Origin of the sequence: Clostridium sp. 7_2_43FAA (genome assembly GCF_000158375.2) — a bacterium.
Classification (GTDB): domain Bacteria; phylum Bacillota; class Clostridia; order Clostridiales; family Clostridiaceae; genus Clostridium; species Clostridium tertium.
The window spans coordinates 2,635,490-2,651,218 of the sequence record NZ_JH815222.1 but is presented as its reverse complement, the minus strand read 5'-3'; the positions used below and the strand labels follow the sequence as shown (position 1 = coordinate 2,651,218).

The window sequence follows — 15,729 nt, the reverse complement described above, 5'->3', positions numbered from 1 at the left end:
GGATAAATACTTAGAAAGAATATATTAATACTGTAAGGTTTTATTAGGGGGATACGCTTTGAGTAATATTAATTTAGATATTAATGTAGAAGTAGAAAAAAGAGATAATAGATTAATATATAACTTATCAAAAAGGATAATTGATATTATAGGTTCATTGATTGGATTAATATTATTAAGTCCTATATTAATAATAGTTGGGATATTAATAAAGTTTGAATCAAAAGGACCAATTGTATTTACTCAAAAGAGAGTTGGTAAAGATGGAAAAGAGTTTGATATGTACAAACTCAGATCTATGGTAGTGAATGCAGAAGAAATAAAAGAAAAATTAAAAGAGCAAAATGAGATGTCAGGTCCTATGTTTAAGATGAAAGATGATCCAAGAATAACTAAAGTTGGTAAGTTTATAAGAAAGACAAGCATTGATGAATTGCCGCAATTAGTAAATATATTAAAAGGTGATATGAGTCTTGTTGGGCCTAGGCCAAGCCTTCCGAATGAAGTGAAGGAATTTGAGACATGGATGTTAAAAAGGCTTAACGTGAAACCGGGGCTTACTTGCTATTGGCAAGTAATGGGGAGAAATAATATAGATTTTGAAGATTGGATGAAGCTTGATGTTAAGTATGTAAATGAAAGAAGTTTTTGGCTTGATATAAAGCTTATATTTAAGACGGTTTTTGTTTTATTTGGAGATAGAAATGCGGCATAAAACTTGAGTAAAGTATTGGAGGATAGATTATGAATATATGTGCATTAATAATGGCTGGTGGCAAAGGAACAAGATTTTGGCCTTTATCTACGGAAGAGAAGCCAAAACAATTTCTGAATCTAGTTGGAAGTAAAACAATGATACAAATGACTATAGATAGGATATTACCTATAATTCCAATAGAAAGAATATTTGTATGTACTGGGGAAAAATATATAAGTTTGCTTAAGGAACAAATACCCAATTTGCCAGATAGAAATATAATTGTAGAGCCAGAGGGAAGAAATACGGCTCCTTGCATTGCTTTATCAGCGTTAATTATAAAGAGATATTATAAAGATTCTACAATGGTTGTTTTACCATCAGATCATCTTATAAATGATGAAAAAAGATTTAGAGAACTATTGCTTTTAGGAGGTAGATTTCTTGAAAATAACTCTGATGGAATACTGACATTAGGAATGAAACCAGATAGACCAGAAACAGGATATGGATATATACAGTTTGGTGAAGAAGTTGAGTTAGGAATAAAAAAAGTGAATAGATTTGTTGAAAAGCCTAATTTACAACTAGCAAAGCAATATTTGGATAAAGGATCGTATTTATGGAATGGTGGAATGTTCTTGTGGAAAACAGAACATGTACTTAAAGAAATAAAAAAATATATTCCAAATACATATGAAGTATTACATAATATTGAAAGTATTGATGAAAATTCAATTCAGGAGATGATTAATGAAAATTATAATAAAACAGATTCAATATCTATAGATTATGCTGTATTAGAAAAGAGTGATAAAATATTTGTTATTCCAAGTGAAATTGGATGGGATGATATTGGAACCTGGAAATCTGTGGAGAGATATAAAAAAAAGGATGAAGAAAATAATATAATAAATAATAATACATATGTTATTGATTCAACATCAAATATGGTGGTTAATAACAATAAAAAGATAGTTATGATTGGAATTGACAATACTATGGCAATAGAAACAGAAGATACTATTTATATTGTTAATAAAAATTATATGGATAACTTAAGAGACTATCAAGAACAAATATTATAGATTAAGAGAGGTTACTTATGAAGATAGCATTAGTACATGATTGGTTACCTTTTATGGGAGGGGCAGAAAGAGTTCTAATAAATTTTTTAGAGCTATTTCCTGAAGCTCCTATATATACAACTATAGCAAATAAGGATAAATTAGATGAACAATTAAAGAATGCTAATATAATTGTTTCAAGTTTACAAAGAAATAAAAAAAATATAGAAAATCATAGGAAATTTTTCCCTCTTATGCCTACAGCAATGGAAAGTTTTGATTTAAATGATTATGATATTGTTTTAAGTAGCAGTTCAAGCGTTGCAAAGGGGATTATAACTAATCCTAATACAATGCATATTTGTTATTGTCATTCACCAATGAGATATGGCTGGGAATTTTCATACGAATATGCTGGAAAAATGGCTGGAGGAAGCAACATAAAAAAACGAATATTAAAATATTTTTTATCTGCAATAAGATTATGGGATAATGCTTCGTCTGATAGAGTAGATTATTTCATTGCAAATTCTGAAAATGTTGCTAAAAGAATATGGAAACATTATAGAAGAAAGTCTGTTGTCATTCATCCACCTGTACGTTGTAGTTTATTTAAGCCGAGTGAAATTGATGAAGATTATTTTTTGATTTTATCAAGATTACAAGAATATAAAAGAATTGATGTTGCTATAGAGGCATTTAATAAAAATGGATTGCCATTAGTTATAATAGGAGACGGGCCTGATAGAGAAAAATTAGAAAGTATGGCTAATTCTAATATAAAATTTTTAGGAAGGCAGCCTGATGAAGTTATAAAAGATTATTATGCAAAATGTAGGGCTTTTATTTTTCCGGGGGAGGAAGATTTTGGGATAACGCCATTAGAAGCACAAGCAAGTGGACGTCCAGTAATTGCTTATGGAAAAGGAGGAGCTTTAGAAACCGTTGTTGAAAATAAGACAGGAGTCTTTTTTGAAAATCAAACTGCAGAAGATTTGTTAAGTGCTATAGAGAAGTTTGAAAAAATGACGTTTAATAAAGAGGAAATAAGAAATCATGCTGAATTGTTTGATGAATCTATTTTTAAGAAAAAGATTAGTGATTATATGAATGAATGCTACGAAGAGTTTAAAAGTACTAAACACTGGGAAGTTAGTAGAGGTGAATAGTTATGATTATATTTAATGCATTACAAGCAACTCTTAGTGGTGGAATTGGTAGATATTGTTATGAATTAAGTAAAGAACTTTATAAGATAAATAGTGATATCAAGGTTGTAATAAGAGAAGAAGACAGATCACTATTTCAATTTTTAAAAGAAGAAGATATGATTATAATTAAGGGAATTAATTCAGGGGCAAAGAGAAATTTCTTTGAACAGTTTAAGTTACCGTTTATGATACATAAAATGTATCCTAATGCAACTGTACATTATCCTGATTCTATGGCACCGTTATTTTCAAAAAATAAAGTAGTTATTACTATACATGACATTGCTTTTAGGGCATTAAAAGATGTTTTTACTTGGAAAACTAGAGTTTGGAAAAATCTTGTTACGTATTTTTCTATAAAAAAGGCTGCTAGAATTATTGCTATTTCTGAGTATACAAAAGAAGAAATTATAAAATATTATGGTGATAATTTAAGAAAGAGGATTGATGTTGTCTATAATGGATTCAATGATTTTTCTTCAGAGTTAATAGAGTTAGAGGATGTAAGACAAGACATTAGAAGTCTAGAAAAGGATAAATACATATTGACTGTTAGTACAATTTCACCAAGAAAGAATATAAATTGTCTTATTAGAGCATATTTACACAGTAATATGCTAGAAGAGTATAAACTTGTTATAGCAGGTGGAAAAGGTTGGCTATATGAAGAGGTATTTAACTTGGTAGAAAGTTTAAATTTAAAAGATAAAATTATTTTTACTGATAGAATAAATGACGAAGAATTAAAATTTTTATATAAAAATTGTGATGTTTTTACGTATATCTCTTTCTATGAAGGCTTTGGGTTACCTCCTTTAGAAGCAATGAGTTATGGAAAACCTTGTATTGTTTCTAATGTATCATCTATACCAGAAGTAGTAGGTGATTCAGCACTAAAAGTAACTCCTTATGACTATAAAGTTGTTGCGGACGAACTAATAAAATTGTGTAAAAGTAAGGATCAGCAAAAAATATATGCTGATTTAGGAATAAAAAATATTAAAAGATTTTCTTGGGAGAGTTGTGCTAAAGAAAGCAACGATATTTATAACAAATTTTAACATACATTAATTGCATTAAAGAGAAGGAGGTAAAAATGATAGATAACATTAGTTTTTTTGTAAAATGCATTTTTATTATTACTAATATTCTTTTTGTGGGATATATAGTTTATAAATTTTATAAGAGAAAGTACATACTATCTATTTTTAATATAAATGTTTATATATTTGCATTTTCTTTATTATTTTCTTCATACTTTCAGTTTAGTAAAGAGGCATGGAGATTTTTAGGGGTAACGGATCCAAGTAAATATTATCTTTACTTAAATAAAATTATTTTAATAAATTGTATTGGATTTATTATATTTATTATAACAATGTTTATTTCAGAGTTTGATTTAATTAAGAATAAGAGAAAAATAAAATCGTTTGATTTAATATATAATTCTTTAAATAATATTAATAAAAAATATATTTGTACGATATCTATTATTATTATGATAACATGGATTATTTTGATACTTATTGCTGGTCAAATTCCACTATTTGGAGATAGGCTTGTTTTTAATAAAGATCATTTAAGAATATTAAGACCAATTTATCTTTTGATAAACTATATGATTTCAATTGTTGGAAGTTACTTTTCATATAAATTCATAATAAATAAGAACAAAAGTGATGCATTATTTGCAGTGTTAAGTGTTATTATACTGTTACTTACTGGAAACAGAGGACCAGTGATGTTTTTAATACTTAATATTTTCATTGTCTTTGTCTATTATAATTTCAGTGTTAAGAAAGCAACTAACTTTATTATATTATCTGTTATTACTGTATTGATACTTGGGGTTAGTATGAGTTTTATAAGAAATAAATCTTTTAATACGGATACATTAGTTAATGATATTAAAGTTGAAATATTATATGGAAATACTTTTTCGGATATAAGAGATGGGGCATTTGTTTTAAAAGGATATGATAATAAATTTGATGGATATTTATATGGTAAAAATTATTTTGCTGATATAATTTCAATTATTCCTTCTTCGATTTCAAATTATAGGGAAACATGGTCATACGGATCATTTTCTACTAAAACGTTATTTAATATGGAAGATCATTATGGATTAAGAGGCGGATGGTTTCTTGAACCATATATAAACTTTGGATATATTGGAATAATAATAATTGCATTAGTAACAGGAAGAATTTTTGGCCTTTGTGAAAAACGTTTTTGGGATGAAACAATTAATAAAAAAGAAAATAAATTTGCAGAAAAACAAATTTTTATGGGATTCAATATTTTTCTGGCGCAGTCGCTTTTTACCAGTTCAATATTTAATCAATTTTATGCATATTTAGGGATAGTAATTTTATATATTTTTATTTCTTTAATAGATAAAAAGTTAAGATTAAATAAATAGAAAATTTATTTTGGGGAGAATACAATTAAGAGATGGGAGAAAAGATGTGGATGAAATATTAGTTAGTATTGATTGTATTACTTATAATCATGAAAAATATATAGCTCAAGCTATTGAAAGCTTTTTAATGCAAAAAACTAATTTTAAATATGAAATATTAATTCATGATGATTCATCAACGGATGCTACTCAAGAGATAATAAAAGAATATCAGAGAAGATATCCAGATATTATTAAACCAGTTTTACAAAGTGAAAATCAATATTCTAAAGGGATAAAAAGAATTTCTTATACATTTAATATATCTCGAGCAAAGGGAAAATATATTGCTATATGTGAAGGTGATGATTATTGGAGTGATCCATATAAGCTACAAAAACAAGTGGATTATATGGAGAAAAATGATGATTGTGGTATGTGTTTTCACGCTTACAAAGTAGAGAGTAATGGAAAAATAAATAAATGTGTGAGGTCATATAAGAAAAGTAAAATAGCTACTGTAGAAGATATAGTAATAGGGGATGGTGATTTTGTTGCTACAAATTCAATATTATTTAGAAAAGAAGTAATGGAAAATCCACCTGAATTTTACTTTAAGTGTAATGTGGGAGATTATCCTCTTCAAATTTTGACGTCTATGAAAAAATATGCTTATTATATTGATGAACCTATGTCTGTATATAGATATTTTAGTGCGAATTCATGGACTAGACGAATGTTGTCAGGTAGTGATTCTAATAAAAAGGTTATTAGTTTCAGAGAAAATATAATAGAGATGTTAAAAGAAGTGAATAAATTTACTGATAACATATATGCAAATGCTATAAATAAAAAAATATTATTATTCAAAATGGATGTTCTATTATTAAAAAATGACGTAGATTCATTAAAAAATTTGAAAAAACTAAATAAGAGAGAATATAATGCGATTTATAACAATTTGGATTTGAAATCAAGAATTAAGTATAGGGTAAAATTTGGAATGCCTAACTTGTTTATTTTCTTTAAAAATATACAAGTTAGATTAAGAAACAATTTATAATTTTAGTTATGGAGATATATTATTATGGAAATAAAAAGTAATAAAAAAATAGTCATGAGATCCCTTTTATGGAAGCTTATGGAGAGAACAGGGGTGCAAGGTGTTCAATTTATACTTCAAATAATATTGGCAAGACTTCTAACACCAAATGATTATGGGATAATTTCTTTAATAACTATATTTATTGCTTTAGCCAATGTCTTTATACAAAGTGGCTTTAATACAGCACTAATTCAAAAGAAGGATACAACAGAGGAAGATTTTTCATCTGTCTTCTATTTAAGCTTATTGGTAGCGGGAATATTATATATTATTTTATTTATATCATCACCTTATATAGCTAAGTTTTATGGTATAAAAGAATTGATTCTTGTTCTTAGAGTGTTATCTATAATATTATTTTTTGGAGCGATTAATTCAATTCAAAATGCGGTTGTATCAAGAACTATGAATTTTAGAAAATTATTTACTAGTAGCATATTTTCAGCGATTATATCTGGGGTTATTGGAATAATTCTAGCATATTTAGGATTCGGGGTCTGGGCATTAGTAGCTCAACAAATAATTAATCAAATTTCGATAACGATTATACTTTGGTTTACTTTGAAATGGAGACCCAGGTTAGTTTTTTCAATTACTAGGATAGGAAGCTTATTTTCTTATGGATGGAAATTGCTTGTTTCTTCATTGATTGATACTTTATATATGAATTTAAGAAGTCTTATTGTTGGTAAAGTATATACATCTGAAATGTTGGCCTTTTATAATAGAGGAGATCAATTTCCACAAATAATAGTTTCTAATATCAATGGATCTATACAGTCTGTAATGTTGCCAACATTATCTTTGGAACAAGATAATAAAAAAAGAGTAAAAGAACTAGTTAGAAGATCAATAGTTACAAGCTCATTTTTATTATTTCCTTTAATGATCGGACTAGCAGTCATTGCTGAACCATTAATAAAGATTCTTTTAACAGAAAAATGGTTATCATGTGTACCTTTTATGCAAATATTTTGTTTAACTTATGCTTTATGGCCAATACATACAGCAAATTTGCAAGCAATAAATGCTTTAGGGCGTAGTGATATATATTTAAAATTAGAGATAATCAAGAAAATAGTTGGAGCTACAATTTTGATTATTTCAATGTTTTATGGGGTATATGCAATAGCAATAGGAGGATTATTGTCAGGAGTTATTTCATCATTTATAAATTCATACCCTAATCTAAGGTTACTGGATTATAGTTATAAAGAGCAAATAAAAGATATAATACCTTCATTATTATTATCCATTATAATGGGGGGGATAGTTTATAGTATTTTATTTTTTAATCTGTCACCATATTTAACATTAATTATTCAAATTTTGGTGGGAGCTATTGTATATATTAGTTTAGCAAAACTATTTAAGATTGAATGTTACGAATACTTAATAAATACAGTTAAATCGTTGCTAAGAAATAAAAAAATATAGTAAATGGTAATATATTACTTATAAAATTTGTAGAGGAAATCTTATACCTTTCATAGAAAAAAGTATCCAGTTATAGCTTATTTGGACACTGGAGCAATATTGTTGTTATGATGAACAACAATAATATGAGTATACTTTTTATATTACATTTATATCTATTATAGAGTTTATGAGAATGATCTAAGTGAGTTCATTTGCCGAATTTTGGATATCTTGGGTAGTTTTTTTAATAAGGTTACTGATTTTGTCAGGAGCAAATTGTTGATTGCAATTCTGACATTGATATTTTTTTGATTAACCTGCTTGTCTAAATCAAATTTATATAATTTATTTGAATGACAACGAAGGCATTTAATATTTATTTTGTTCATTGTTCTTCTCTCCTTTTCTGGTGGCAATTAGTTCTAGTCAAACTTATTGTATTTTCTATACTTGAGAAGATCAATGTTCATATAAGTTAACAGATCGTAAAATTTTAAGAGGAGAAGTGTAATGAAAATAGGAATAATGCAACCATATTTTTTCCCTTATATAGGATATTGGCAGTTAATTAATGCTGTTGATAAATATGTTATATATGACGATGTTAATTTCATAAAGGGTGGGTGGATAAATAGAAATAGAATTCTTATGAATGGTGAAGCAAAGTTAATAAACTTAAAGATGAATGGTGCTAGTCCAAATAAATTAATTAATGAAATAGAATTGGCTAATGATATTGTATATAATAAGAAACTTTTAAAAACTATAGAAAGTTGTTACAAAAAAGCACCATATTTTGAAAAGGCTTTTCCTATAATAGAAGATATTATTAATAATAGTGAGAGAAATTTATCTAAGAACTTAGAACACTTAATAAAAAAAATTTGCATATATTTATCAATTAATACAGAAATAATACTTTCATCAAATATAGAGAAAAATACCGAATTAAAAGGTCAAGATAAGGTAATTGAAATATGTAGAATTCTAGGTGGGGATGAATACTATAATGCAATTGGTGGGATTGAATTATATTCCCATAATGATTTTATGAATGCTAAATTAAAATTAAAATTTTTGAAAAATAATACTATTGAATATAAACAATTTAATAATGATTTTATAGAGAATTTATCTATTATAGATTTAATGATGTTTAACTCGGTAGAAGATATTAAAAATAAACTAGAAATGTATGAACTTATTGAGGTGAATAATTAATGAAGGAAATTGGAGGTTACTTTTCTTTAGAAGAGCTTGTTAGTAATGAATATTATAAAGATTTAATTGCATTAAATAGCGGAAGAAATGCACTTTTATATTTAATAAAAGCAAAAGATATCAAAAAGCTTTATATACCATTTTACCTTTGTGATTCTATAAGTGATTTGTTAAAGTTACATAACATTAAATTTGAAAAGTACAGAATAGATTCTAATTTTATGCCATTATTTGATAATAAGCTTAATAAGGATGAATATATTTATATAGTTAATTACTATGGGCAATTAAATGATAACGAAGTCATAAAACTAAGGGATAAATTTGATAAAATAATATTAGATAATGCACAAAGTTTTTTTTATAGGCCAATAAAAGGAATAGATACAATATATACATGTAGAAAGTTTTTTGGGGTTCCTGATGGAGCATATTTATTTACTGAAGTAATATTGAACGAGAAATTAGAGGTTGATTTATCTAAAGATAGAATGACACATATACTTGGAAGATATGAGGATGTAGCATGGAAATACTATAGTGATTTTCATAAAAATGAAGAGATTTTTGTGAATGAGCCAATCAAGTATATGTCGAAGTTAACTCGAAATATTCTTGGGGCGATTGATTACACAAAGGTTTGTAAAATAAGAGATGAAAATTATGCTTATTTAGAAAGTAAGCTGTATAAGTATAATAAAAAGAAATTTCAAAAGCCTATTGGACCATTTGTATATCCTTTTTATGTGAAAAAGAATGGTAAATACATTAGAGAGGAATTGGCAAAGCGAAAAATATATGTACCAACTTTATGGCCTAATGTATTAAATGATATATATGAAGAAAGTATAGAGTATGATTATGCATACAATATATTGCCACTTCCATGTGATCAAAGATACAGCAATGAAGAGATGCAATTTATAGTGGATCAATTAATAGATATAATTTAAAATAATTAAATAAATCTAGAATATGTTAGCAAATATGAAAAATAGTTTAATAAATCTTAGAAATTCTCGCTCTTTGAAAATTATATAAGTTTGACTATATTTGAGTAAGGTAAATAGACCTGCAAAAATATATTTTTGCAAGTAGGTTAATCAAAGATATTTATGCGGTTGTAAACTAGTGATTATTAAGTATATTATTCTTAGCAAAGCCAGCCACCTTGGCTTGGAGTATTTTTTTATTTAAGGAGTAATGAGATCTAATAAAGTTATAGAGAAAAATAAGCATAAAAATAAGATTATTAACTGTACGACAATAAATTCTGACATTGATATTTTTGATTAGCCTGCTTGTATAAAACAAACTTATATAGTTTATTTAAGTGACAATGAGGTCATCTAATATTTGTTTTGTTCATTGTTCTTTTCATATTTTCTGAGAGATAATTAGTTCTAGTGAAACTTATTGTATTTCATATAATTGAGAAGAGTAATGTTCATATAAGTTAATAGATTGAATTTATTTATGTGGAGGTTTTATTATGAAAAAAATTATAATTTTTGGAGCTACGGGTAATGTAGGATCGTATTTTACTAAATATTGTACAGAATATTTTGATAAGAATGAATATGAGATTATAGCTGTAGGTAGGAGAAAAACTGGTGTTTTTGACAAAATGGGAATAAAATATTATTCAGTTGACATGACTAGAGAAGAAGATTTTGAAAATCTTCCAAAGGATGATATTCATTCAGTAGTTTTACTAGCTGCACAAATTCCTTCATATATGAATGGATATAAGCCATCTGAATATATTAAATCAAATATTAATGGTGCATTCAATGTTTTAGAATATTGTAGAAAAGTTAAAGCTGATAGAATTTTATACACACAAACTGTGTTTGATATTTCATTATATGATACTAAGAACACAGTTTTAAAGCCAGACTTGCCAAGAAATTTTTCATATACTGGAGATCATGCAGTATATGTTATATCTAAAAATACGGCATTAGAGTTAATCAGGCACTATCATGAGGAATATGGTATTAAGAGTTTTATTTTTAGACTGCCAACAATATATAGTTATAGTCCGTATCAATATTATCATCCGAATGGTGTTAAGAGATTACGTCCTGTATATGAAATGATAAATAGAGCCAAAAACAGTGAGCCAATTGAGTTATGGGGAGATCCTAATTATGCTAAGGATATGGTTCATGTTTATGATTTTAGTCAAATGTTATGCAAAGCTATTGAAGTTAATAGAGATCATGGATTTTATAATATTGGAACAGGAATTCCTGTAACTTTAAAGGAGCAAATAGAATCAATTATTAAAGTATTCTCTCCTAAGGATAATCCATCAAAAATTATTTATCGTCCAGAAAAATCTAGTGGTGGTGGATTTTTAATGGATGTTACAAATGCAAAAGAAGAATTAGGATATGAACCTAAATATGACTGTTTAAAATTATTTGAAGATTATAAGGAAGAGATGGAAATTAATAGATTTATTGAATTGAGAGAGGAAAAAGATAATGTTAGATAATAATCTAATTCAAGTTACTCGTTCATCAATGCCTAATTTCAATGAATATATTGAAGAAATAAAAGATTTATGGGAAAGTCATTGGCTGACTAACATGGGTGCAAAGCATAAGGAATTAGAAGAAAGATTATTAGAATATTTAGGATCTCAGAATATATCACTTTTTACAAATGGGCATTTAGCTTTAGAATGTATAATAGCAGCTTTAAATCTTACAGGAGAAGTAATTACTACTCCTTTTACATTTGCATCAACTACACATGCGATAGTTAGGAATGGTCTAATTCCTGTATTTTGTGATATAAATTCAGAAGATTATACAATTGATGTAACTAAGATAGAGGAACTAATAACAGAAAAAACATCGGCAATAATTCCTGTACACGTCTATGGAAATGTATGCAATGTTAAAGAAATAGAAAGAATAGCGAAAAAGCATAATTTAAAAGTTATCTATGATGCTGCACATACTTTTGGTGTTAAAGTAAATGGTGAGGGTATAGCCAATTTTGGTGATGCTTCAATGTTTAGTTTTCATGCTACAAAGGTTTTTAATACAATAGAGGGGGGAGCAGTCACTTTTAATGATGAATCATTAAAAAAGAAATTAAATGAATTAAAGAATTTTGGAATTACTGGACCAGAATCTGTTGAATACATAGCTGGAAATTCAAAAATGAATGAGTTCCAAGCAGCTATGGGAATTTGCAATCTTAGGCATGTAGATGAAGAAATAAATAAGAGAAGGATAGTTGTAGAAAATTATAATTCTAGATTAGAGAATGTTAAGGGAATAAAAGTGTGGAAACCACAAGAGGGTATAATTAGCAATTATGCATATTATCCAGTAGTTTTTGATAATTACAAATATAATCGTGATGAAGTATTTGAAAAGTTAAAGAGTGGAGGAATAATAGCAAGAAAATATTTCTATCCATTGACTAATTCTTTTAATTGTTATAAAGATAATTTTAAAGTTAGTGAAACCCCAATTGCTAGATCTATATCGGAAAGAGTTCTGACTTTACCACTTTATCCTGACTTATCTTTAGATGATGTTAATAGAATATGTGATATTATTTTGGAAGAGAAATTCATATAGTGGAGGGATAATATGAAAGGTATAATTTTAGCAGGTGGTAGTGGTACTAGGCTATATCCTGTAACAAAAGCTATGTCTAAGCAAATGGTACCAATTTATGATAAACCAATGATTTATTATCCTATGTCGGTATTAATGCTTTCAGCAATTAAAGATATTTTAATAATATCTACACCTAGAGATATTAGAAATTTTAAGGAGTTATTTGGAGATGGATTAAGTCTTGGGCTAAATATTGAATATGCTACACAAGAAAATCCAAACGGACTAGCCGAAGCGTTTATAATTGGGGAACAATTTATTGGAAATGATAGTGTTGCACTTATTCTAGGAGATAATATATTTTATGGACAGGGGTTAGGTGGATATTTAGATAGAGCATCAAAATTAAATAAAGGAGCAATGATATTTGGATATTTTGTTCATGATCCTAGGGCTTTTGGAGTAGTAGAATTTGATGACAGCAAAAATGTTATATCTATTGAAGAAAAGCCGGATTATCCAAAATCTAAATATGCAGTTCCAGGTCTATATTTTTATGATAATACTGTAGTAGAAAAAGCAAAGTTATTAAAACCTTCTAAAAGAGGGGAGTTAGAGATAACAGATTTAAATAGACTTTATATGGAAGAAAAAAGCCTAAAAGTTCAACTGTTTGGTAGAGGTATGGCATGGCTTGATACGGGTACACATGCTTCGATGTTACAAGCTTCTAATTTTGTAGAAGCAATACAAAATACTCAAGGTACATATATAGCTTGTTTAGAAGAAATATCATATAGAAAAGGTTGGATTTCTAAAGAACAAGTTAAAGAACTAGCAGAACCGATGAGTAAGACTGGATATGGTAAATATTTATTGGATATAATAAATGAGGAGTAGATAATATGAAAACTTATTTAGTTACTGGCGGAGCAGGGTTTATAGGCTCAAATTTTGTTTTATACATGCTTAAGAAATATAAAGATATAAGAATTATAAACCTAGATAAATTAACTTATGCAGGAAACTTAGAAAACTTAAAGAGTATTGAAGGAGATTCAAGACATATATTTGTTCAAGGAGATATATGTGATGCAGAATTAGTATTATCATTATTTGAAAAATATGAAATAGATTATGTTGTTCACTTTGCTGCAGAGTCTCATGTGGATAGAAGCATAAAAGAGCCAGAAGTTTTTGCTAAAACCAATGTATTAGGAACAGTAAATTTATTAAGCTGTGCAAAAAATGCTTGGGAAACTGAAGATGGTTGGAGAAAAGGAGTTAAGTTTTTACATGTTTCGACAGATGAAGTATATGGTTCACTTGGAGAAACAGGATATTTCATGGAAACAACTCCATTAGATCCTCATAGTCCATATTCTGCAAGTAAGGCTGGATCTGATATGATGGTTAAAGCATATGGAGATACTTATAAAATGCCAATAAACATAACAAGATGTTCGAATAATTATGGACCATTCCAATTTCCAGAAAAGTTAATACCACTGCTTATTAATAATTGTTTACAATTAAAGGATTTACCTATCTATGGTGATGGATTAAATATAAGAGACTGGTTATATGTAGAAGACCATGCTAAAGCAATTGATATGGTTATAAACAACGGAAGAATTGGAGAGATTTACAATGTTGGTGGACATAATGAAAGAACTAACATTCAAATAGTTGATACAGTTATTAATTATATCAATGAAAATGTAGATAGTAAAGTAACTGAAAACTTAAAGAAATTTGTAGAAGATAGAAAAGGTCATGATAGAAGATATGGAATAGATCCAAGTAAGATAAAAGAGGAGCTTGGCTGGTATCCAGAAACAACTTTTGAAGTTGGAATAGTTAAGACTATTAAGTGGTATTTAGATAATAAAGAATGGATGAATAATGTTACTTCTGGTGATTATCAAAAGTATTATGTTAATATGTATAAATAAAAATGTTAGAGCCGATATCCGGCTCTAACATTTTTATTTTACATCATTAAATATATAATCTCTCATCTGCTTAACAGTAGCTTCTTTATCAAAAGTTAAATAATAAACTCCATCAATCATGGTTCCTTCACCATATCCATCTCGAGGAAATCTATCTTGTTCTAGATTATTTCCTATTCCAAGTACTTTTGTACCTAAAGAGAGAATATCTCCTGCATTTAAGTTTGTTTGAACATATGGTAAAACTTCATTTAATAGTGAATTATATGATGTAACTGATGTGCTTGTTAATTTATTAAACAAAGCATTAAGAACTGTTCTATGTCTTTGTGTTCTTTCATAATCACCACCACTAGTATATCTTATTCTTGAATATGCAAGCGCCTGAGTACCATCTAAATGTTGAACTCCAGCATAACTTATATGTGGAGAATAAGTTCCATCTTTTGCATTAATATCATCAATATACGAATTTATATATTCGAGTTCTTCTTGTGTTATTTCAATATCAATACCACCTAAAATGTTTATAATTGTTGGTAATGATGAGAAGTTAACTGATACAAAGTCTTCTATGTTTAAACCGAAGTTTTCGTTTAAGGTTTTAATTGCTAATTCAGGACCACCAAATGCATAAGCATGATTTATTTTATCTTGTCCATGTCCATCAATATATACATAAGAATCTCTCATAACAGATGTAATTTTTAATTTATTGTGTACAGGATCTAATGTAGCTATCATAATTGAATCTGAACGACCAGTTTCACCATCTGTTGCATCAATTCCGAAAAGAGCTATATTTTTAATTTTATTTACATTTTCATATTCTTTAAATTCATCTTCTACTATTCCTAAGTTATCTTTGTTTAATTTAATATTATCCATCTTATTTAATAGACCTATTACATAGCCACCGCCAACTACAGCAATTGCGAGTATTACACATAAAAAGCCTATAAAAATTTTGAAACCTAAGGATTTTTTCTTCTTCTTTTTATTTCTTTTTTTAGATTTATTATTTTCCATTTGTGACATGGTTACACTTCCTTTCAAGTAGATA

General features: G+C 27.5%; 14 protein-coding genes and 2 pseudogenes. 13 read left to right on the top strand and 3 right to left on the bottom strand.

All coding sequences use genetic code 11. From position 1 onward, the window contains the following. Positions 1–79 precede the first annotated feature (79 nt). The 7 genes from CSBG_RS13910 to CSBG_RS13880 are packed head-to-tail and all read left to right on the top strand — an operon-like array spanning position 80 to position 7,921. Positions 80–715: a sugar transferase gene (locus tag CSBG_RS13910; protein ID WP_242825291.1), complete on the top strand. Its 636-nt coding sequence runs from the start codon at positions 80–82 to the stop codon at positions 713–715. A 29-nt stretch (positions 716–744) separates the two neighbouring features. Next, positions 745–1,785 carry a mannose-1-phosphate guanylyltransferase gene (locus tag CSBG_RS13905; RefSeq protein ID WP_008680523.1) on the top strand — a complete coding sequence of 347 codons (1,041 nt, stop codon included), beginning with the start codon at positions 745–747 and terminating at the stop codon, positions 1,783–1,785. Between the two features lie 17 nt (positions 1,786–1,802). Continuing rightward, positions 1,803–2,933: a glycosyltransferase gene (locus CSBG_RS13900; protein ID WP_008680521.1), complete on the top strand. Its 1,131-nt coding sequence runs from the start codon at positions 1,803–1,805 to the stop codon at positions 2,931–2,933. A 2-nt stretch (positions 2,934–2,935) separates the two neighbouring features. Further along, positions 2,936–4,036, top strand: coding sequence for a glycosyltransferase family 1 protein (locus CSBG_RS13895; RefSeq protein ID WP_008680518.1), 1,101 nt, complete (start codon positions 2,936–2,938; stop codon positions 4,034–4,036). 35 nt (positions 4,037–4,071) lie between these two features. Then, complete coding sequence (locus tag CSBG_RS13890; RefSeq protein ID WP_008680516.1) at positions 4,072–5,400, top strand: O-antigen polymerase; 1,329 nt, start codon at positions 4,072–4,074, stop codon at positions 5,398–5,400. 46 nt (positions 5,401–5,446) lie between these two features. Next, positions 5,447–6,442: a glycosyltransferase gene (locus tag CSBG_RS13885; RefSeq protein WP_008680514.1), complete on the top strand. Its 996-nt coding sequence runs from the start codon at positions 5,447–5,449 to the stop codon at positions 6,440–6,442. Between the two features lie 24 nt (positions 6,443–6,466). Then, complete coding sequence (locus CSBG_RS13880) at positions 6,467–7,921, top strand: lipopolysaccharide biosynthesis protein (protein ID WP_008680512.1); 1,455 nt, start codon at positions 6,467–6,469, stop codon at positions 7,919–7,921. A gap of 193 nt (positions 7,922–8,114) precedes the next feature. Here the strand turns inward: CSBG_RS13880 and CSBG_RS18810 are convergent. Further along, positions 8,115–8,292, bottom strand: a pseudogene (locus CSBG_RS18810) (IS6 family transposase); the annotation flags it as partial. Positions 8,293–8,413: 121 nt separating this feature from the next. Here CSBG_RS18810 and CSBG_RS13875 point away from each other — a divergent pair. Both CSBG_RS13875 and CSBG_RS13870 read left to right on the top strand, forming a co-directional pair. Continuing rightward, entirely contained in the window at positions 8,414–9,124 is a 711-nt protein-coding gene (locus tag CSBG_RS13875) for a WbqC family protein (RefSeq protein WP_008680511.1), read from the top strand. Continuing rightward, a complete protein-coding gene (locus CSBG_RS13870; protein ID WP_008680510.1) occupies positions 9,124–10,077 on the top strand; it encodes a hypothetical protein in 954 nt (317 codons plus the stop codon). Before CSBG_RS13875 ends, CSBG_RS13870 begins: the two co-directional genes overlap by 1 nt. Positions 10,078–10,397: 320 nt before the next feature. Here CSBG_RS13870 and CSBG_RS18380 read toward each other — a convergent pair. Beyond that, positions 10,398–10,493 (bottom strand): annotated as a pseudogene (locus tag CSBG_RS18380) (IS6 family transposase); the annotation flags it as partial. Between the two features lie 123 nt (positions 10,494–10,616). Here CSBG_RS18380 and CSBG_RS13865 point away from each other — a divergent pair. From CSBG_RS13865 to rfbB, 4 genes are read left to right on the top strand one after another with little or no spacing between them, the layout of a single operon-like run. Next, entirely contained in the window at positions 10,617–11,627 is a 1,011-nt protein-coding gene (locus CSBG_RS13865) for an NAD(P)-dependent oxidoreductase (RefSeq protein WP_008680509.1), read from the top strand. Continuing rightward, a complete protein-coding gene (locus tag CSBG_RS13860) occupies positions 11,617–12,729 on the top strand; it encodes a DegT/DnrJ/EryC1/StrS family aminotransferase (protein ID WP_008680508.1) in 1,113 nt (370 codons plus the stop codon). Before CSBG_RS13865 ends, CSBG_RS13860 begins: the two co-directional genes overlap by 11 nt. A 12-nt stretch (positions 12,730–12,741) precedes the next feature. Beyond that, positions 12,742–13,611 carry a glucose-1-phosphate thymidylyltransferase RfbA gene (gene rfbA, locus CSBG_RS13855; protein ID WP_008680507.1) on the top strand — a complete coding sequence of 290 codons (870 nt, stop codon included), beginning with the start codon at positions 12,742–12,744 and terminating at the stop codon, positions 13,609–13,611. 5 nt (positions 13,612–13,616) lie between these two features. Next, complete coding sequence (gene rfbB, locus CSBG_RS13850; protein ID WP_008680506.1) at positions 13,617–14,666, top strand: dTDP-glucose 4,6-dehydratase; 1,050 nt, start codon at positions 13,617–13,619, stop codon at positions 14,664–14,666. Positions 14,667–14,699: 33 nt separating this feature from the next. Here rfbB and CSBG_RS13845 read toward each other — a convergent pair whose 3' ends face one another. Next, the gene (locus CSBG_RS13845; RefSeq protein WP_008680505.1) at positions 14,700–15,704 is read right to left on the bottom strand and encodes an LCP family protein; all 1,005 of its coding nucleotides are present in this window, start codon (positions 15,702–15,704) and stop codon (positions 14,700–14,702) included. Between the last annotated feature and the right edge of the window lie 25 nt (positions 15,705–15,729).

Coding starts and splice junctions, on each gene's coding strand:
- CSBG_RS13905 (WP_008680523.1), top strand. CDS start 745: ATGAATATATGTGCATTAATAATGGCTGGTGGCAAAGGAACAAGATTT.
- CSBG_RS13900 (WP_008680521.1), top strand. CDS start 1,803: ATGAAGATAGCATTAGTACATGATTGGTTACCTTTTATGGGAGGGGCA.
- CSBG_RS13895 (WP_008680518.1), top strand. CDS start 2,936: ATGATTATATTTAATGCATTACAAGCAACTCTTAGTGGTGGAATTGGT.
- CSBG_RS13890 (WP_008680516.1), top strand. CDS start 4,072: ATGATAGATAACATTAGTTTTTTTGTAAAATGCATTTTTATTATTACT.
- CSBG_RS13880 (WP_008680512.1), top strand. CDS start 6,467: ATGGAAATAAAAAGTAATAAAAAAATAGTCATGAGATCCCTTTTATGG.
- CSBG_RS13875 (WP_008680511.1), top strand. CDS start 8,414: ATGAAAATAGGAATAATGCAACCATATTTTTTCCCTTATATAGGATAT.
- CSBG_RS13870 (WP_008680510.1), top strand. CDS start 9,124: ATGAAGGAAATTGGAGGTTACTTTTCTTTAGAAGAGCTTGTTAGTAAT.
- CSBG_RS13865 (WP_008680509.1), top strand. CDS start 10,617: ATGAAAAAAATTATAATTTTTGGAGCTACGGGTAATGTAGGATCGTAT.
- CSBG_RS13860 (WP_008680508.1), top strand. CDS start 11,617: ATGTTAGATAATAATCTAATTCAAGTTACTCGTTCATCAATGCCTAAT.
- rfbA (WP_008680507.1), top strand. CDS start 12,742: ATGAAAGGTATAATTTTAGCAGGTGGTAGTGGTACTAGGCTATATCCT.
- rfbB (WP_008680506.1), top strand. CDS start 13,617: ATGAAAACTTATTTAGTTACTGGCGGAGCAGGGTTTATAGGCTCAAAT.
- CSBG_RS13845 (WP_008680505.1), bottom strand. CDS start 15,704: ATGTCACAAATGGAAAATAATAAATCTAAAAAAAGAAATAAAAAGAAG.